The organism is Okeania sp. SIO3B5, assembly GCF_010692555.1.
GTDB lineage: Bacteria > Cyanobacteriota > Cyanobacteriia > Cyanobacteriales > Microcoleaceae > Okeania.
Genome location: NZ_JAAHHG010000164.1, coordinates 1 through 19,299, shown reverse-complemented (window position 1 = coordinate 19,299; position 19,299 = coordinate 1). Strand labels below are relative to the sequence as shown.

General features: G+C 38.2%; 11 protein-coding genes and 6 pseudogenes. 4 read left to right on the top strand and 13 right to left on the bottom strand.

The features are described from left to right. Positions 1 to 239: 239 nt before the first annotated feature. The 9 genes and pseudogenes from F6K54_RS21195 to lysA form a co-directional block, all read right to left on the bottom strand. Positions 240 to 536: a zinc ribbon domain-containing protein gene (locus F6K54_RS21195; protein WP_293081506.1), complete on the bottom strand. Its 297-nt coding sequence runs from the start codon at positions 534 to 536 to the stop codon at positions 240 to 242. Continuing rightward, positions 503 to 718, bottom strand: a pseudogene (locus F6K54_RS21190) (HNH endonuclease); the annotation flags it as partial. The gene F6K54_RS21195 and the pseudogene F6K54_RS21190, both read right to left, overlap by 34 nt. A gap of 425 nt (positions 719 to 1,143) precedes the next feature. Beyond that, on the bottom strand, positions 1,144 to 1,527 hold the full coding sequence (locus tag F6K54_RS43055) for a group II intron maturase-specific domain-containing protein (RefSeq protein WP_366558187.1): 384 nt from the start codon (positions 1,525 to 1,527) through the stop codon (positions 1,144 to 1,146). After that, positions 1,522 to 1,960: pseudogene (locus tag F6K54_RS43050) on the bottom strand (reverse transcriptase/maturase family protein); the annotation flags it as partial. The gene F6K54_RS43055 and the pseudogene F6K54_RS43050, both read right to left, overlap by 6 nt. Before the next feature lie 134 nt (positions 1,961 to 2,094). Beyond that, positions 2,095 to 3,780, bottom strand: a complete 1,686-nt coding sequence (gene ltrA / locus F6K54_RS21180) for a group II intron reverse transcriptase/maturase (protein ID WP_293081503.1) — start codon at positions 3,778 to 3,780, stop codon at positions 2,095 to 2,097. Positions 3,781 to 4,391: 611 nt separating this feature from the next. Then, positions 4,392 to 4,869 (bottom strand): annotated as a pseudogene (locus F6K54_RS21175) (reverse transcriptase N-terminal domain-containing protein); the annotation flags it as partial. 619 nt (positions 4,870 to 5,488) lie between these two features. Continuing rightward, positions 5,489 to 6,268, bottom strand: a pseudogene (locus F6K54_RS21170) (RNA-guided endonuclease InsQ/TnpB family protein); the annotation flags it as partial. Positions 6,269 to 6,275: 7 nt separating this feature from the next. Next, positions 6,276 to 6,461 (bottom strand): annotated as a pseudogene (locus F6K54_RS21165) (hypothetical protein); the annotation flags it as partial. A gap of 267 nt (positions 6,462 to 6,728) precedes the next feature. Beyond that, on the bottom strand, positions 6,729 to 8,135 hold the full coding sequence (lysA, locus tag F6K54_RS21155) for a diaminopimelate decarboxylase (RefSeq protein WP_293081500.1): 1,407 nt from the start codon (positions 8,133 to 8,135) through the stop codon (positions 6,729 to 6,731). Between the two features lie 108 nt (positions 8,136 to 8,243). Here lysA and rimI point away from each other — a divergent pair, with 108 nt between their 5' ends. The 3 genes from rimI (at position 8,244) to F6K54_RS21140 (ending at position 14,412) form a co-directional block, all read left to right on the top strand. Beyond that, positions 8,244 to 8,870 (top strand): ribosomal protein S18-alanine N-acetyltransferase, encoded by a 627-nt coding sequence (gene rimI, locus F6K54_RS21150; RefSeq protein ID WP_293081497.1) that lies wholly within the window; start codon positions 8,244 to 8,246, stop codon positions 8,868 to 8,870. Positions 8,871 to 9,729: 859 nt separating this feature from the next. Continuing rightward, positions 9,730 to 12,198, top strand: a complete 2,469-nt coding sequence (locus tag F6K54_RS21145; RefSeq protein WP_293081494.1) for an ATP-dependent Clp protease ATP-binding subunit — start codon at positions 9,730 to 9,732, stop codon at positions 12,196 to 12,198. A 1,218-nt stretch (positions 12,199 to 13,416) separates the two neighbouring features. Continuing rightward, on the top strand, positions 13,417 to 14,412 hold the full coding sequence (locus F6K54_RS21140) for a hypothetical protein (RefSeq protein ID WP_293081491.1): 996 nt from the start codon (positions 13,417 to 13,419) through the stop codon (positions 14,410 to 14,412). A gap of 415 nt (positions 14,413 to 14,827) precedes the next feature. Here the strand turns inward: F6K54_RS21140 and F6K54_RS21135 are convergent, their stop codons facing one another. From F6K54_RS21135 to F6K54_RS21125, 3 genes are all read right to left on the bottom strand, one after another. Beyond that, the gene (locus F6K54_RS21135; protein ID WP_375341991.1) at positions 14,828 to 15,205 is read right to left on the bottom strand and encodes a 4'-phosphopantetheinyl transferase family protein; all 378 of its coding nucleotides are present in this window, start codon (positions 15,203 to 15,205) and stop codon (positions 14,828 to 14,830) included. Positions 15,206 to 15,929: 724 nt separating this feature from the next. Further along, the gene (locus F6K54_RS21130) at positions 15,930 to 17,336 is read right to left on the bottom strand and encodes an IS200/IS605 family accessory protein TnpB-related protein (RefSeq protein ID WP_293081485.1); all 1,407 of its coding nucleotides are present in this window, start codon (positions 17,334 to 17,336) and stop codon (positions 15,930 to 15,932) included. After that, positions 17,323 to 17,496: a hypothetical protein gene (locus tag F6K54_RS21125; protein WP_293072974.1), complete on the bottom strand. Its 174-nt coding sequence runs from the start codon at positions 17,494 to 17,496 to the stop codon at positions 17,323 to 17,325. Before F6K54_RS21125 ends, F6K54_RS21130 begins: the two co-directional genes overlap by 14 nt. A 491-nt stretch (positions 17,497 to 17,987) precedes the next feature. On the opposite strand from F6K54_RS21125, the gene F6K54_RS21120 reads away from it, so the two are divergent. Next, on the top strand, positions 17,988 to 18,494 hold the full coding sequence (locus tag F6K54_RS21120; protein ID WP_293081482.1) for a DNA-binding protein: 507 nt from the start codon (positions 17,988 to 17,990) through the stop codon (positions 18,492 to 18,494). A 557-nt stretch (positions 18,495 to 19,051) separates the two neighbouring features. Here F6K54_RS21120 and F6K54_RS21115 read toward each other — a convergent pair. Beyond that, positions 19,052 to 19,299 (bottom strand): annotated as a pseudogene (locus F6K54_RS21115) (hypothetical protein); the annotation flags it as partial.

The following is a 19,299-nucleotide window of genomic DNA, read 5'->3' as shown; positions in this document are numbered from 1 at the left end:
TTGACATCCTCCCGACGTTGACCTGCACCTGCAGCGCGGGATTCCCATCCATCAATCGAACAGACGCTCGCTGAACGAAAGACTCAGGGTGGGTAGACGACTCATTGCCATCAACTACCTTTCTACGGGTAGAATTACGTCGGCTCCTCGTCTTGTTTAATGTCTCGGACTGCCCGCCCGCGACGACAGCCTCCTGCGGAGGAGCTATACTAACAAAAAGTGATAGTTGTACAGGATTTTCAGAAAAGTGTTTCTTTGAGTGTTTCAACCTTGGTTTTTGGTTGCACAACTTCTAAAATATTCAGTGCAGCATTGACATCTCTATCGTGAAACGTACCACAATTTAGACAAGTCCATTCTCTAACATTTAATTCTTTTTTGCCACCACGGAAACCACAACATGAGATTAAAGTCAGTGAAGAGGTTGCCCCCTCCACTGCTCTCCAGAACGCAGCATGATAGTTTCCCATCACTGCGCTCCTCAGTAAAACAGCTATTGTCATTAGTACGTCACCACAAGCATATCTTCGATCCATCTGTAGTTTGATGGAATATTTGATAGTTGTTTGGGCATGGCACTATTACAGCCAGTTTTGTTGCCAGACCTTTCCAAACTTCCGTCTGTTCTGGTCTTTTCATCATGGCAATGCCGATGGAGTAGTTGCCAGTTTTTGTATTCGTCCTTTCCGCCTTTTGACTTAGGGATGATATGGTCTAATATCATGTCCGGTTGAACAGTGATAAATAAATAACTACGGAGGAGTCAGTCCTCAGTCCTCAGTCCTCAGGAGGAAAGAGGGAAGAAAGAAGAAGAACTGGAGTTGAAGGAGAAAGTTTTTTTATCACTAATTATCCGGACATGATATAACTCTATTACGTCTCCATCTTTAAAGAACAATCCGCACCTGCGCCACTTCCCTTTTTGCTTTTTCAGCAGCGATGCTGTTCGCTTTGGCATCTGAGGGTGTTTACCCATTCTTGTACTCCAATAAGCTAGGTTCCCATCATAAGGACTAGCATCGCCTTTAACTTTTATATATTGTTGGCTCTTGAATGAGCCATATTCCACGCTTGGTTAAAGGGTTATTCTCCCGTGAGGTAGAAAAGACCCAATTTCTATTCCCTATTTTTTGCCAATACTTGTTAATCCAGTGTTCGCCTTTGTTGGGGTGTCAACTCTATTGCCCATCTTCGGAGTTTCCAGTATAATAAGTAATCCATTCGGTAAAATACCTTTGTTGGACATCCTATGGAAAAATAGTTACACCATCCTCTGATTATGGAATTGAGGTTTTTGATAAGTGCAGCTTGCGGTTTAGCTTTGTGCTTGTCAATAACTTCTGTGATTTTGGTGTAATGTTCCTTTTGACTTTCTTTGGATGGGGTGATGATTGTGGAAAAACCTAGTATTCGTTTTTGTGAATCTTTTCCAGATGTATATTTTCCTGCTTTAAACTGTCGGATGTTGAATCCGAGAAAATCGAATCCTGGTTTGTGTCCTTCATGTTCTTGCAGTGTATGGATCAATCTGGTTTTGCTCTTGTTTAATTCTAAACCCATGTCTTTCAACCATTCAGAAATAACTTCTTGACACCTTTGGACAACGGTTAGACTTTCGTGGATGATAACAAAGTCATCGGCATATCGAATTAGTGTTACGGATTTTCTTCTATTTGGCAGGCTGACCTTACGTCCGCTTTTTTCTCTCATATCAAAATCCTTGGCAAGTTCTTTGATTTGATATTCCATCCCGTGGAGGGCTATATTTGCAAGTAAGGGGCTGATGACCCCACCTTGGGGTGTACCCTCAGATGTAGGAAACAACTCTTTCCCATCCATCACACCAGCTTTTAACCAAGCTCGGATTTGTCTGGTGTAGGGTCGGATAGGTATTTAATTTTTCTATGAGTCGTTGATGGTTGATATTATCGAAACATTTGGCAATGTCTGCATCAAGCACATATTTGGCCTTTTGATTTATTGCTATAAAAATTGCTTCGATTGGTCGGGTAAGAGAGCATACGTCACCGTATCTCCCTCCCCTAAGAACCGGACTTGTACCTTTCAATACATCCGGCTCAAGCCACGAGCAACTCAATGCTCAACCTTCCTGTTATGTAGGCTTATATGACAGCTTTTGTGTAGATGAACCAGGTTGTCAATCCGGTCTTCTCCGCCATCTTTTACTGCGATAACATGGTGGATGTGCAGTTCCTCTCCATTCATAATGTGTTCCTTGCATACTGGACATTTCCAGTTTTGATTTTCGGCTACCTTGTAGTAGGTTGACCCTTTACTCCAGAAGTTTTTTCCTTCTGTCGTTTTTCTTTTCTCCCAGTATGCCTTCAAGCTGGGGTCATCGGGGGAAGCAGTATCCTTGACTTTGACATGGCGTAATATTTGGATTTCTGAGAGTTTGATCAGGGTAATTAATTTCTTTTCCCCTTCTCTACGTCCCTTGGCCCAATCTGCGAAGTTCCAGTCTCGGCTACCTATTACTTTGAAGTATTTAGCTTTAATCCATTGCTTACCCTTGTTCGGATGTCTTCTCTTTGCCCACCTCCAGAGGGCTTTAAAAATTTCATGGTCAATATATGAGAAGACATCTTTACTGACGACCTTGCTGTAGTAATTACCCCATCCCCTAAGTAGAGGGTTTAATTGGTTAATGACAACTTCCGGTTTGGCCATTTTGTGGTCATTTAACCATTGTCTAACTTTACCTAGAAGCGTCTTGATTTTTGCTTTGGATGGCTTGATTAAACACTTTTCTTTGAATTGCCTGACCGTAAACCCCAGGAAATCGAATCCTTGTTCAATATTTGTGATTTGAGTTTTCTCTTTACTGAGGGCCAGACCTCGTTGTGTAAGCCATTGTTCAATGATTGGGGTAATCAGCTCTATGTCTTCTTTTGTCTCAGCGGTTATGATGAAATCATCGGCATAGCGAATGAATCCATACTTATTAAATTTTCTTTTTCTTGTGCCTTGCGACTTCTTGGATACCTTTTCCTTTTTGAATTCGGATAATAGGTTTTCCATTCCATCAAAGGCTATATTGGCAAGCAGAGGTGATATTACCCCTCCTTGTGGTGTTCCACTTTGCGTTTCTTGGAAGACATTGTTTTCCATGTACCCTGCTTTCAGCCATTGTTTTATCAATTCCTTACCAGGAGTATTTTGGATTTTTCCGAGTAGAAAGTCATGGCTTATATTGTCGAATGCTCCCTTGATATCTGCGTCTAGTATCCATATATCAGCTCCTTTTCGGAGTCGATTATGACACTGTTCTATGGCATCATGGCATCCTCGACCTGGACGGAAACCGTAGCTGTTCGCCTCGAAGCGAGCTTCCCATTCGGGTTCCAGAGCATTCTTGACAACTGCCTGCATAACACGGTCTTTAAGGATGGGTATACCCAAGGGGCGTTTCTTTCCGTTAGCTTTTGGTATATAAACCCTTCTCACGGGTTTAGCTTTATACGGCTGATATTCCATCACGTCATTAACCATTTTCACTCTTTGTTCTGGGGTGAGGGATTTCATTCGGTCTATACCAGATGTATCCTTGCCCTGATTTTCTTGAGTGACTCGTTTTACAGACAGTAGCGTATTGGAGAGGCTGCGTAACATGAGTTTCTGTAAGTTTCTCACTTGTTTCCACTCACCGCTTTGAGTTGCCCGATAAATCCTTTGTCTGAGATTCCTAACGGTCTTGTTAACTTTGTCCCATTTGATGGAGTGCCAGTCAACGAGTCCATTCTTTGGTTCCGTTATCATTATTGATTCCAACTTGCACCTCGGTTTGGTTTCTTTACTCTGATTTATCGTTTGTGACCATACAGAAGTCTGCTACCTTTCGGTATAAGGCAAATTTTGTACCTTTATCTCTTGCATTACCAAGAGCATTTGCTTTTTCTGTTTTCCTTTACCCTCTGAATATTCCGTCTCCCTTTCGGTTGACCTACTTTAAGCTTCGACTTTTGCTTAAAGAATTCATAGGGTTTACCAAGTTCCATGTGTTTAACTTTCGATTTAGTGAGGGTCTCAACTCTTCCCCGACAGCTTCTTGCTCCTTGCGTTTGATTATAAGACGAGTAACCAAACCTTTGCTGCATACCTTTTGGTTGGGGTGTATAAGCCTGATTCCACCCTTCTCATGTCACGAGGTTTATCGTTGATTCACTTTCGTTGACCCTTCTAAATCTTTCCCTTGCATTCCTACCAGATTAGGCTACTGGTGTTCCTGCTTTAGTGGCTTGCCTTCCATTTGTGCCGTTACCAGTCCAAACGTAGCCAGAGTCAGTGACTCTTTTACTTGGGAACGAGGGGAAGGAGTCCCTCGGAGGAGTCGGCTCCTCAGTTATAAACACACAACTTCTTGTCGCGCCATCTTGACATGAGCGCCCTGGTCTGAAACCATATGAGGACGGTTCAAATCGGGCTTCCCATTCTGGTTCTAAGGCCATTTTTACTAGCCCTTGTAATGCGCGGTCGTACATGGTCGGTATTCCCAAAGGTCTTTTTTCATCCTGACCGGGTTTCGGAATCCATACTCTCCGAGTGGGTTTTGCCTTTGAGCCTATTTTTAGTTGATTTACCAAGACGAGACGTTGCTTTGGGGTCAGCGATTTAATGCCGTCCACACCTGCCGTCTTCCTACCTTGATTGTCTTGGGTTACTCGACGCACCGCTAAACATTTTGCAGACCATGATTTTGTTAGTAATTTTTGGAGTCTACGAACTGTTCTGACATCTCCACGACGTGACGCTTTGTAAATCCGATGAATGCAACTTAAAGACACATCTTTGGGCTTTTCGCCAGTTGATGTCCCTCCATCCATACATCGGCTTTGGTTCCGTGTTCATAACTTGACATTGCTACTTGTAGCTTTACATTCCGTATTACCGTGAGTCCGTCTGCATATCCTCATCATTACAATGAGGCGTTGGCAATTGAGCTCAATCTTTCCCATCTATTACCTACACCTGTGGTAGATTTTCCGTCTTAGCTGACTACTTAATCAATCGACCTTGACTAAGAGTAATAAATGGGTTACTTCGTTCCAAATAACCATTGGTTTATTCCTTTAGGATGATACTCTCCGCCTATATTCGGGAAACACATATCAGATTGAGAAATGACCTCTCTGATTCCCTTAGTTTTTGCCCTTTTGGGACTTAAGCGTGTATCAACCTATTTCACTGGTTGAGCCTCAAGACGGTTCGGACGTATCTTTGTATTCCTATCCATGGGAACTTGCTGAGGTGGCATTGACTCTAGGTTGAGTTGCCTTTACCCTTTCATCCCTGCTTCAAAGATTGATGGCTAGTCGCTACCTTGAGGGAAAGTGCTTTCACTCCTGTGTCTGGAGGACTGGACTTGAGTTTTCTAGGGTACTTGCTCGCACCAGTATGGTTATTTAGTTGTCATCTGTTGAGGTAAAAAGTGCGAACTCTACCTTATCGGTTACTCAACACAAGCCAGTCATCCCCCTATTTCTAGGTTTCGACTGAACGAATCGCACCATTTTTGACTTGTCGGTTCCCAACGGTTAATTACCCTAAACTCACGACCATACTTTTCACATTTAGCCTCAGTCAAAGTCCTAAATTGTCTCCAACCTAAATCACTAATTGCTTTGGCTAACTTGCGATTACGTTTGCGTTTGCGTAGCATTCCGTAGGAAATCATGCCAGAAACATTCAAGTCTTCTAATGCAATTGTGTCATATTTTCTAACTAAATTAGTAGACAATTTGTGTAGAAAATCTGTACGTTTGCGCAGCATTCCGTAGGAAATATCCTTAATTTTGGCGTGTAGTCTAGCTATTTTCAGCCTGCGTCTTTCGTATAGGTTACTACTTAGTTCAGTTTTAGCAAACTTTCTTTGAAACTTAGCTAACTTTTTCAAGTTCTTTTTAAGAGGCTTGGGAGCTAATATTTTCTCTCCACTGCTCAATGTTGCAAATGTCGAAATGCCTAAGTCTATTCCGATTGAATTATCAGTTTTAGGCAGAGATTCAGGACTAATTTCTACTACAAAACTAGCAATGCTAGGGCGGTTAGCTGAATCTCTAATAATTGTTAGAGATGTAGGTTTACTAGCTAATGGTTTTGACCAAACTATTTTTATCTTACCTACTTTTGGTAGATAGATTTTATCTTGGCTAACTTGATAATTAGCACCTACAAATCTTGCAGTTTGCTTTGACCTTTTCGACTTAAACGTAGGTGGTTTAACCTTAATTCCTTTCCTTTTACCAGTACAACTATTAAAGAAGTTTTTGTAACTTTGGTCTAAATCTTTTAATGATTGTTGTAATGGAGTGAATCGCTACTTCTTTCAACCAAAGCAATTCTTTCTTGGCTTGTGTTATGAATTGCTTGGTTAAATCAGTATATGATGGCTTTTTTATACCGTTAACATACAGTTGATTGCAATGTGCTAAACTTTGGTTCCAAACATATCTACAACATCCAAATAATTGATTTAATGCGCGTTATTTGGACGTGATTAGGGTAGATACGATATTTATACCTAGCTTTCAATGTTTTCGACCTATTACTAACACGCTTGTAGTGTTATTATAGCATGGGTTGGCATTCCCATCCCTCCGCTCCCTTGCAGGAGAGCGCGGGTATAAAAGCCAACATTAGATAAAAAATACAACAGTTTAAATTTTTTCATCTTGCTATTATTAGCTTTTTTGCATTGGAACCAAATACTATGGTTGTTCTATTGCTATTCGTTCTGGTAAAACATCGTGACTGAGTAAATCTTGGTAAGTTTCTCTTTGTAATATGACATTTACTTCGTCATTGTTAACTAACACTCCTGCTGGACGTGGTAGACGATTGTAGTTGGAAGCCATGCTATAGTTGTACGCACCAGTAGCCATTACTACTAAGCAATCTCCTGGTTGAGTTACGGGTAGCATAGCATTTTTAACTAGAACGTCACCAGATTCACAATGTTTACCAGCAACGGTAACTTTTTCTGTCAGAGGTTCAGATAATTTATTAGCTACAACCATTCTATAAAGAGATTGATAGGTGATTGGACGTGGATTATCTGACATTCCCCCATCTACTGATATGTAAGTCCTAATTTCTGGGACTTGTTTTTGAGCGCCAATTGTATAAGCTGTTACACAAGCCGGGCTAATAATAGAACGTCCAGGTTCGCATAATAGTTTTGGTAAGGGTAATTGTCTAGCTTGACAAGCATCTACCATTGCCTTACTGATATTGTGAACCCAAGTTTCTATACTAGGAGGGTCATCTGCTTCAGTATAACGAATTCCCAGACCACCACCCATATTAATTTCTTTTACTGATAGATTATGTGCCATGGCAGTTGTCATTGCATCTACCATTACAGTTGCTAAGTCTTGATGTGGTTGAACTTCAAAAATTTGGGAACCTATATGAGCATGAATTCCTATAAATGATAGTTCTTGTTGTTGACTTATGAAGCTAAAAACATCATTTAATTGATTAGGGTCAAATCCAAACTTGCTATCTAGATGACCTGTACGAATGTATTCGTGGGTATGACATTCAATACCAGGTGTAAACCTCACCATTATTTTTGTGGGATTTTGTAGCTGCTGTGCTTTTTCGTTTTTTAAATCGGCTAATGTTTTTAATTCCAGCCAATTATCAATAACAATTACACAATCTGTTTCGATCGCCAAATTTAATTCTGCGAGAGATTTATTATTGCCATGAAAATATATTTTCTCTGGATTAATACCTGCTTGGATAGCTGTGTATAATTCACCTCCAGATACAACGTCTATACCTAAACCTTCAGACCCGCAAATAGCACATACTGCTAAACAGCTCCAAGCTTTAGAAGCATAAATAACTAAAGATTCTCCGGGGTAGTACTGTTTAAGTGCATCTCGATATTGACGACAAGCTGTTCTGAGAGTATATTCGTCCAATATATATAGAGGCGAGCCAAATTTTTCTACCAGTGCTGGGACATCCCAACCACCGATTTCTAAGTGGTCTAAATTGTTAACTTTGGCAGTGAGTGGTAAAAGTTCCTGATTTGGTGAACTTTCCATTTTTGGCAAATACTGGAGTCCAGAATTTGCGGATATTACTGGTTGAGTTGATACCATAAGTGTTGTACAGAGTTATACCCTATTAGTCTAATCTAATAAATGGAAGTTATTTCAATTTGTCAATTTTTGATTAATTTTTTATCTAGAATTTAGACTTTTGCAATTATGGCAATTATTACGATTCAACCAATGAGTCCAAAGCATATTTCTAGTGTGGTTGAATTGGATCGACTCTGCTTTGGTGGACTCTGGAATTTTCAAGGTTATCAGCGAGAGTTAGAAAGTCCTAACAGCGATCTGCTAATTTTAGTAATTAGCCAAAAGAATGAGGAGATGAAAAGGGAGGTAACTTTTAAATCTTCTAACTCTAAATCAGAGCTTACCAATTATCAGTACATAATTGGCATAGGTTGTTTATGGGCTATTTTAGAGGAAGCACACATTACTATTCTCGGAATTCATCCCCAATACCAAGGTCTGGGTTTAGGTCAGTTATTATTATATTCCTTAATGAGGTCTGCTTGGGACAGAGGGTTAGAGAGAGCCACCTTAGAAGTTGCAGTCTCAAATACATCTGCATTGTCCCTTTATCACAAGTTTGGGTTTGAGGATGTGGGCCGTCGTCGAGGATATTATCAGCAAACTGGGGAAGATGCTCTTATTCTCTGGCGTGGTCATCTACATGACCCAGAATTTGAGCAAACTTTGTCCCAATGGCATAGACAAGCGATCGCCCGTCTCAATAGTTATGAAGTAAGGTGGGAAAAGTTAGAATCGGTTATTGGGAATTGATAGCAGGTAATAACTACATTAAATTTGTGTTATTATTTTGAGACTAATTTATTTAAGAAACTATTTTATCTATCGTTTTAAGAAATTGTATAACACTTTAGATAGAATATGCAAAAATTATAAAAATAAATAAAAGCTTGAAAAAATTGCCATATATTGCTTTTTTTGAGAATATTTTGTGATCTAGCGCTACGCATTAAGGAAGGTGTTTGACATTTATAAACCCTGTTTCCTGACGGATTCCACACCGAAAACCCTTTAAAAGTTTACTATTCCCTATTCCCTAGCGCGTAGCGCTATAAAATCCAAATCTAACAACCACATTACTAGAAAATATTTAGAGAGAAAACTTTAGAATTTCTTAAAATCAACAAATATATTGAATCATCTCTATACAAAAACCTGAGCTATACTTGAGAAATTAAAATTATATTGTTGGTGAGGGAAACGTAACCTTCAATACAATTGTTTAATAGTAGATAGGAGAAAATACATAACTTTAAATCCTCTCTAGAAACCAACTATACTCAATACTAATACCAAATTAATTTCTAGGTTGCATAGAGTAGTATTTTAATCAAAGTTGACTGTAGCTCTAGACAGACAAGTTAATAAATTTCATAATTCTTTGCAGCCTCACATAAAATTGGTATTTATTGTTTGAGTAGTTTGGTAAAAATAAAGTTATTCACTGAAAACTTAATGACAGACCAGAAATTATTGCAGTAGCAAAATTATTTGACATTTTGATCGAGTATCTCAGGTCTGAAGAAGCATTTGCTGGGAAACAGTTTTAGCATAAATGTCACGCTAGAATAAGCGTAAGGGCAACTTTATAAGTAATAGGAATTAATTAATTATGTTTGAACGCTTCACCGAAAAAGCAATCAAAGTGATAATGTTGGCCCAAGAAGAGGCTCGGCGCTTGGGACATAACTTTGTGGGGACGGAACAAATTCTCCTGGGTCTAATTGGAGAAGGCACAGGTGTTGCGGCCAAAGTTCTCAAATCTATGGGTGTTAATCTCAAGGACGCTAGGATTGAAGTAGAAAAAATAATTGGCCGTGGATCTGGATTTGTGGCTGTAGAAATTCCATTTACTCCCAGAGCTAAAAGGGTTTTAGAATTATCCTTGGAGGAAGCACGGCAATTAGGACATAACTATATTGGTACTGAGCATCTACTTCTGGGTTTAATTCGAGAAGGGGAAGGAGTAGCAGCAAGAGTCCTAGAAAACTTGGGCGTAGACCTCTCGAAGGTACGGACTCAGGTGATTCGGATGTTGGGTGAAACCGCAGAAGTCACTGCTGGTGGAGGCGGTGGACGGACTAAAACTCCTACTCTGGATGAGTTTGGTTCTAATCTGACTCAAATGGCATCGGAAGGTAAGTTGGACCCAGTAGTGGGAAGGCAGAAGGAAATTGAACGGGTTATTCAAATTCTAGGCCGTAGAACGAAAAATAATCCTGTACTTATTGGAGAACCAGGGGTTGGAAAAACAGCGATCGCTGAAGGTCTGGCACAACGTATTGCTAATAATGATATACCAGATATTCTGGAAGAAAAGCGGGTAGTTACTCTGGACATTGGTTTATTGGTGGCTGGCACAAAATACCGGGGTGAGTTTGAAGAACGTCTGAAGAAAATTATGGATGAAATTCGCTCTGCGGGTAATGTCATCCTAGTTATAGATGAGGTTCATACTCTTATTGGAGCTGGTGCAGCAGAAGGGGCAATTGATGCAGCTAATATTTTGAAGCCTGCTTTGGCCAGAGGGGAGTTACAGTGCATAGGGGCAACTACCCTCGATGAGTATCGCAAACACATTGAACGAGATGCTGCACTCGAACGTCGTTTCCAACCAGTAATGGTGGGTGAACCTTCCGTTGAAGAGACAATTGAAATCTTATACGGTTTAAGGGAACGTTACGAACAACATCATAAGTTAAAAATTTTGGATACAGCTCTAGAAGCTGCTGCTAAATTATCAGACCGCTATATTAGCGATCGCTATTTACCGGATAAGGCTATTGACTTGATTGATGAGGCAGGTTCCCGGGTTCGTTTGATTAATTCTCAACTTCCTCCCGCAGCTAAAGAATTGGATAAAGAGTTGCGTCAAATTCTTAAAGAAAAGGATGAGGCAGTACGCTCTCAAGATTTTGATAAGGCAGGAGAGTTGCGTGACCGGGAAATGGAAATTAAATCTGAAATTCGCTCCCTTGCTCAGAATAAAAAAACAGATTCTACTTCTGAAAATGATTCTCCGGTAGTTAACGAAGAAGATATTGCTCATATTGTTGCAAGTTGGACAGGTGTTCCAGTTAGTAAACTCACAGAATCTGAGTCTGAGAAGTTGCTACACATGGAAGATACTCTGCACCAACGTTTGATTGGTCAGGAAGAAGCTGTCAGAGCAGTATCTCGTGCTATTCGTCGGGCAAGAGTGGGATTGAAAAACCCCAACCGACCAATTGCTAGCTTTATTTTCTCTGGACCTACTGGGGTTGGTAAGACTGAATTAACTAAGGCTTTGGCTACATATTTCTTTGGGTCTGAAGAAGCAATGATTCGGTTGGATATGTCCGAATACATGGAACGTCACACTGTTTCTAAGTTGATTGGTTCTCCTCCTGGTTATGTGGGTTATAACGAAGGCGGTCAGCTAACGGAAGCAGTTCGTCGTCGTCCTTATACTGTGGTGCTATTTGATGAAATTGAAAAAGCTCACCCTGATGTCTTCAATATGTTGTTACAAATTTTGGAAGACGGACGCTTGACTGATGCTAAGGGTCGCACAGTAGATTTCAAGAATACCTTGATTATTATGACCTCCAATATCGGTTCTAAAGTCATCGAGAAAGGAGGCGGCGGTCTTGGTTTCGAGTTCTCCGATAATGAAGCAGATGCTCAATACAACCGAATTCGCAACTTGGTTAATGAAGAACTCAAGCAATATTTCCGCCCAGAATTCCTCAACCGTCTAGATGAGATTATCGTCTTCCGTCAGTTGAATAAGGAAGAGGTGAAGGAAATTGCTGTGATTATGTTGAAAGAAGTCTTTAGTCGTTTGACAGAAAAAGGCATTAAGTTAGAAATTACTGATCGCTTCCAAGAGCGGTTAGTTGAGGAAGGTTATAATCCCAGTTATGGAGCGCGTCCTTTACGTCGGGCAATTATGCGTTTGCTTGAGGATGTTTTGGCTGAGGAAATTCTTTCTGGTGCAGTTCGCGAGGGTGATACTGCTGTGGTTGATGTTGGGGAAGATGGTCAGGTTAAGGTTACTCAGGCTGAAAAACGAGAGTTGTTGCCTCAAGGAGCTGAGTAGGATTTAGTTTCTTTGGTGAATTTAGAGTGAATATTTAATTGTAAAGCGGCAGGGAGTTTAAACTTTCTGCCGTTTTGAAGTATGGCATTGGTGAATCAAACAATGAATTAATACCACTTTCATAAAATATTGCTACAGTTACAGAACAAATGAAAGGAGATAGAGAACGCCGGAACCAGGAAAGATAAATAGACAAAAAATGGAGGAAAAAAATTTAATTTTGACAATGAATGCAAGCCATAAAATATTAAACTGTAGTAATAAATGACAAATTGGAATGTAACACCCTTTTTTGAATTTGGTATAATATAGTTGAAAGATAAGAAGTAGTAAAATTACTAGGGTGTTCTATCTCTATCTATTTACCTCCTTAGAGGTGATTTATAAAGTTCGCTGAAACTCTTATTTCATATAGTTTTCAGCGATATTTATTTTCTAAGATAGTAAGTCTCCAAACAAAAGCATAGTAAGAAACTCAGCCTCTTAATATTTACTTTATAAATCAGCTCTTATTCCCCAGATTTAAACAAAATAGAAAATTGGTGAGCAGTTTTAAAAACATGGATGAAAAAAAATTTTAACTGTTTGAAACAGTGAGATATTGGGTAGATACAGCATTTAAAAATTGTCCTAACGTATTGGCGTAATTCTATATCCTGTGAAATCTCCTACATTTTGCCAAAATTACTTAACCAAAAATATAGGTTGGTAAATATTCTCTGACGAGAAATAATTGTCCCTGGCTTTGTAATACCAAATCCAGTTATCAAAAGGTACTTTTTCAAAATTCTCTCTAACCATCTCCCCATTTCCCTATATGCACAAAAGGATACTCTATAAACCGGATTTAGTATAATACTGAATCCCGATAATTTAGTTATCGTAGCAATGACGACTTTTCAGCCGAATTATACAGGACTTACGCAAAGGTACTATATATGGAGTGCTGCTCAGTTACGCTAGCGCTAACACACCCTACCAATAGCGTCCATGCGTAAGTCCTGTTATATATAAATCTACTAAAACGCATCCGAAAAATTCAGAAATTGCCAGGGAAAATCGTCTTTATTATAGAGTGGGTTTTCAATATCGAGTATTGATATTGAATTTTTCGCTGAAATAGCCTCTCTATATTCAACTATGATTGTGCATTCATACAGGTCTCTGTAGTAGCACTATTGATAACTTAGCGATTTTTGTTTACTTGGAGGAAATATCATGTCTCAAGTTCAATTCATTTCATACTGTGTCAATATTGGGTATAAAACTGTTAATGGGCAAAAGACTTACCCATCGTTGGATAACGACTCAGAGGATATAAAAGAGAGAATCAATCATTTGTTTAAAGTAATCAACGAGGTTATGGTAGAACCAACAGTAATTAGCGATCAAAGTGTGAAGAAAATATTCATGATTCCAGAGTTTTTCTTTAGAGGTAAAAAGGGATACTACACATTAAATGAAAAAAACTCATACTCTGATAATCTTCTGCCATCGCTACAATCATTCCTCAAAGGTACAACCCTAAATAATTGGATCTTTATATTTGGCACTACAGTTTATGGATGGAACAAGGGAACAGATACATATATTTACAACAGTTCATTAGTTCAAGAAGTAGGTTATACTCTTCAGGAAGAGGCTTATAAATTAGCACATTTAGTTCAGAAGGAGTTTAAGTCAAAGATAGACTTTATTGAATATGAATCTAATCCTTACATTTATCTTGAACCAATGCCATCTAATAGTTTGGGAACAGAGCTACAAAAAAGAGGATATGACGGAAGTTCTATTTTTAATTTAAGTAGCATTCCGGTTAAAGTTGGGCTTGAAATTTGTCTGGATCACGCTAAAGCAAGACTAAAAAATACTACAACCAAACCAGAAGGAAAAGATATAAAAATTCAACTGATTCCTTCTGCTGGTATGACAATCAAAAAGGAGAACATTGCTGTTGTAAATGGTGGATACGTGTTTAACTGTGATGGTCTTAATAGTAATGTTCTCGATCTTGCAACAGAGGGTAAGAAAAAGGATCCTGATCTTATTGGCAAAAATTTTAATTTTCACAGTCAACTTCTTAAAAGATCCTCATCCTCTTATGAGGAGATTCGCCCAAAAGGAACATTTGAAGTTAAATTTGATCAGGAAGCTAAAAACTTATTTAGCGGAGAATCTGGTCAGGTTTATATTTATGAGCCACAAGACATTTAAAGTCGAAGGATCTCAGAGGATTTTTGAAAAGTTAGTTGGGGGATAAAAAAATCTCTCAGTTCACTGGGTGACAGGCTGCTCAAAACTGTTAAAATGTCAGCCCTTGTAGAATGATAGTGAAACCCAACAAAGGCTTACTAATGTTGGGTTTTCTCTTGATCCTACGGATAAGTCGCGCTAATAGAGACCCTCGGCTTTGGCGTTAGTCTGTCCCCCGGACAAACGATTCCGTAACTTACTTATGGTGAAATCTAACCAGAATAAATTAGCCCTGCATACCCACCCCAGTTAATGAATGATTGGGGGCAACCACAAGGGAATTCCCCGTACAAATTTTATCCTGTGATTTACCAACGCCATAAAATGTAGTGGACTGACACAGCTAAAATAGTGCATTAGTTTTTTGGTCTAATCCTTAAGCAATGTTGGTGTTATTTATCTGCCAAAAACTTAAGTTTTGATCCTTCCCTGCCACTACTACAGCAGCAATATAATTAGATTCAGGAATAAACTGATATAAATACCAACGGGAAGCTTCTTGAAAATCTCCATTAATACTCATAAACTGTATTGGTTGTTCGGGTTTTAAACAAACTTCGACTTTTTCCAATCCTCCTGCTAACCCATCTCCAGTGGCTTTTAAATAGGCTTCTTTACAAGTCCATATTTTGAAGAAAACTTCTTGCTGTTGTTGAGGAGGAAGCTGACTAATAAGATTGTATTCTTGAGCAGTAAAGAAACGTTTTGCCAAACCTTCAGCATCATTCATTGGTCGAATATATTCTAAGTCAATACCAATTGAATTAACTGTGGTAATAGCATATAAAGCTAAATCTTGAGAATGAGATAAATTAAATAATATAGATGTATCTGGTAAATTAGCATTTCCAGTTCTTCTAATAACAATTCCACTGATGGCTAATATTGTACCAATTAAAAATATTCTGGCTTTTCTATTCATTGATTTGCTATAGAAACTAACCGATAATTTTTAACTTTTGTCTATCAGTAAAACCACAGATATAACAGCAGCTAAAAAATTGCTTTTAACTATTAGGATTTATATTATTTTGAACATCAATATTTTGTCAGTCGGGAATTGTCCTGAATTTCATGTCTGAAAAAGTCGGAAAATGTCATATTAAATTGTTACCAAATAATTAAGGTTTAAAGTTTCTACTGTAAATGGTAAAAAAGAAAAAAAATATTTTTAGTCAATCCTCTTATTTTTAAAGAGAGGTAATTATTAATTGTTAATTGTTAATTATTAGAAGTATGGATATTCAAGATGTTTTAAAACTTGCCGATCGCCTAGTTTTTAATCACACGGGAAAACACTTGGATAACTTACAAAAAACTATAATTGAAGGTGTTTGCCTTAGAACGACATTTTCAAAGATTATCCTCATTAGAAAAATAGGTAATATCTCAATTAAGTCAGAGCAATGCACCCGTAACACCTTCTTGAAAACTAGACACGCGCTAGACATCTGCCATCGGTGATTGCAAATGATTCATTACTCACCCGTTTCAATGTGTACTTGCTGTGAAAGTTGATGTTCCGCCCATAAACTATGGGTTAGGATACCCTCAAGGGCTTTCCTCCATCGAAAAAGTTGAGTCCTCCGGATACGATGTAGTTTAATAAAACTAGCAACTCGCCTCCAATGACTCCAATCATGTTTGTTGACATCCTCCGGTCTCAACAAACACTGTGGGATTTTTTCTGATAATTTTAATGCTCTACGACCAATTACTAAAGCTGCAGCAGTGCCACTGTTTAGACCGTATTTAGCCATATAATTAATCATTCCAATTAGACTGGTAAAAGCTGGATTAACTTTAATTAATTCAACTCCAAATCTTCTACAACGTGACTCTAAAGTTTCTCTAAATATTCCTGTAGACAATAAGACAAGCATCTCATTGTAAACTTTACAATATCCACTCATCTTTGCCTTTTTCTTACTAAAGTTTAGAGATTCAATGGCAATAGCACATTCAAAAAATTCTGCTAATTTGACAATTTGAGAAACAATATTTCTCATGGATGCTTGTCGTTGCCCTGTAGTTTGATTTTTCCATTTATACGGGATTTCTTCTAAATATTCAATATTCCCATCCCACTTCACATAAGTAACTGAAATTGAATCAGCATTAAAATCAATACCAAGACAACCATTTTTTCTAGTATGAACTACTGGTATTTCTTGTACATAAGTAGAAAGATGTATATACCAATTATCCTGTTTATGTTCTCTACGAAAAATAGAAATTGTAATTGGTTTTAAATTATTGATGGCATAATCTAAATCTGTGGCTCTATATCTGCCATTCCTATCTGAAACTGAAAATTTTAACTGTATTTTCTGACCATATTTGTCTTGTAATGGTCTAGGTAGTTGAACTTGTAATTTATATGACCCATCCTCTTGTAATGGGAAAACTTTGAGCATAGTTCCGCCCCCTGGCTGAGATTTTCCTACACAGAAAAACCTACCTGAGCGTTTTTTTCTCCAATCTACATTCCAGTCATGTCTGGTTTTATATCCGTTTTCTGCTAAATGATGTTGAGCGTTAAATAATTTCTGTGAACCAAAACAAATATGTAGACGTTCTGTGTTTTTTAACTTCTTTAATTTTAGTTTCAGACTAGCTATTTTCTGAATTTTGCTTTCTAAGCCTAGCAATTGATGAAAAAATTTCTTTCGAGCTTGTATATGTGGAAAACCTCTTTTTGTTGCTAATTTTAATGTTTTTTCTAGTTTAGTGATGAGTTTTTTTGTAGCAGTTGTCTTGGCGCTTAATTGTAACTCTAATTTAGAATAATGGTTTTTTTTAGCTGTTTTTAATTGGTTTAAACATGTTCGTGCTTCTGTAGCAATTGAATCAGCCCATGCCCATTGAATGTTAAACTTTTTCATTACTTCGCTTTTCTAGTTCAGATTCTGATAATTTCTCAGTTTGCATCCAGTTAACAGCAGAGCGTTTCCAGGATTCATATAATGCTCCGAGTTCTTCAAATACCGGATGGTATTCAATTTTAGCTTCTATTCCTGTCAAGGAACCGTGAGATTTGGCCATTACTCACATTGAATTACTTTACTCAAGGTTAGCAGAGCTTGCCCCAGGGTGTCAATAATATTTGCTATAGCTTTGACATGAACTCAAGTTTCGTGTCTGGTTCCTAATTTTTCTACCTATTTGCCATTGTGCTGTATCCTAGACATTTTGTAGATATAAGTCTTGGATAATCTATATTTTTTGGTGTTAGCAAGCAACAGTTAAAAGTTATTCCTCTCGACTTGGACTTCATACTTTGAGCTTTGAGGCTATCCACTGAAACAAGCACAACTGGAAAATCAAAAAATTATTGCCAAATTAAATCCTTTGTAGTTTAATGGTAAATACTTAGCCGGTTTATCCCTTATATATATGTTCCGAAACAGTTCATAAGACATACAAATGAAACAAGCACAACTGGAAAATCAAAAAATTATTGCCAAATTAAATCCTTTGTGGTTTGATAGATAATAAATTATTTAGTATATGGAAAATATGTTCCGGAACAGTTTATGACAGATACAACTACTACACCAGATACAGTTGGTACAACAGAAGCAGCATTTCTTTTAAATATTTCTACTGCTAGACTCAGGTTACTTTTGAGGCAAGGTCGTCTCAAAGGAGCTAAAAAAGTTAAACGGTTCTGGGTAATTCCTTTAAATCGTCGAGGAATGCCAGAAATTACTCCTGGTCGTCGAGGTCCTCAAGGAACTTGGAATAAAGGATTCCGTACAGGCAATACTTTTATCCATGTGCTGCGCAAAGAAATTGACTATAACCGAGACCACGGTACTTCTCTTCGAGCTATTTCTGTCAAACAAGGAGGCAAAAACCATCGCTGCCACGAAGTAGAAATTCTGGGAAATTGCAAAATTGTCTATCGACCTCATAAACCTAACAAGAGTCAAGCAGGTGGTGCCCGATTATGGATTGAGGTGGACCCTGAAGTTGAAATTATTCGTAAATATTTCCGAGATACGGAACTAGACGAAAATGAACCCCAAAGTTCTAGTTAATTTAGGGTCTGATTTTTAGATTCAACTAATTTTTATCTATATTGATATAGTGGTGTCGGCTTGTTTAACTTTGAGGCTGGCATTGAATATTGTGATGCAAATAATTATAATGTTTGTGGCAATATAGCAATCCTAATTTAAGTTTTAATATTTTGGTAGTAGTGGCGATTTCCTAGGTCATGCTCCTAATTGCGCGAATCACCTCTACGGTAATCAGGAGCCAGAATTTCAAGGGTTTTCAGTTAAAATTAACCGTTATAAAAATTATTACAACCAAATTGATAAATCTAATGTTCTACAGAAGTATTCAAACTTTATGGCCAAAAGAATTGCGATATAGCTGCCGCTAGGCTCCGCCAACGCCAACTACCTTTATGTTCTGACGATCGCTTATAACTGAACAGCCCTAGTTTGAGGCCACCAATGGAAACAAGTTATATCATGTTCGGATGATTAGTTATAAAAAACCTCTTCACTTCAAACTTTGCTCTCTACCGTCCGGCTTCCCTCTGCCAAAGTATGAGTACCGAACATGATATTACTCGATAGATCGGCTATTACATGAAAGAGGAATCATTGAAAGTAGTTAAACGAGACGTTATTTGCTCTGAAGTCGCAGACAAATTTTCTAGAGTAACTAAAAGTTGATCGTTCCAGAAAATAGAAATGTTGTTTCCAACACCATCAATTGTTAAGTTCTGTTCATCAGTAGTGAGTCCATCAGGTAATACGAGGAAGTCTTGATTGATATTGAAGTCAGTGATGATATCTGCTCCTTGGTTAAAGTTGATTAGGAAGCGATCGA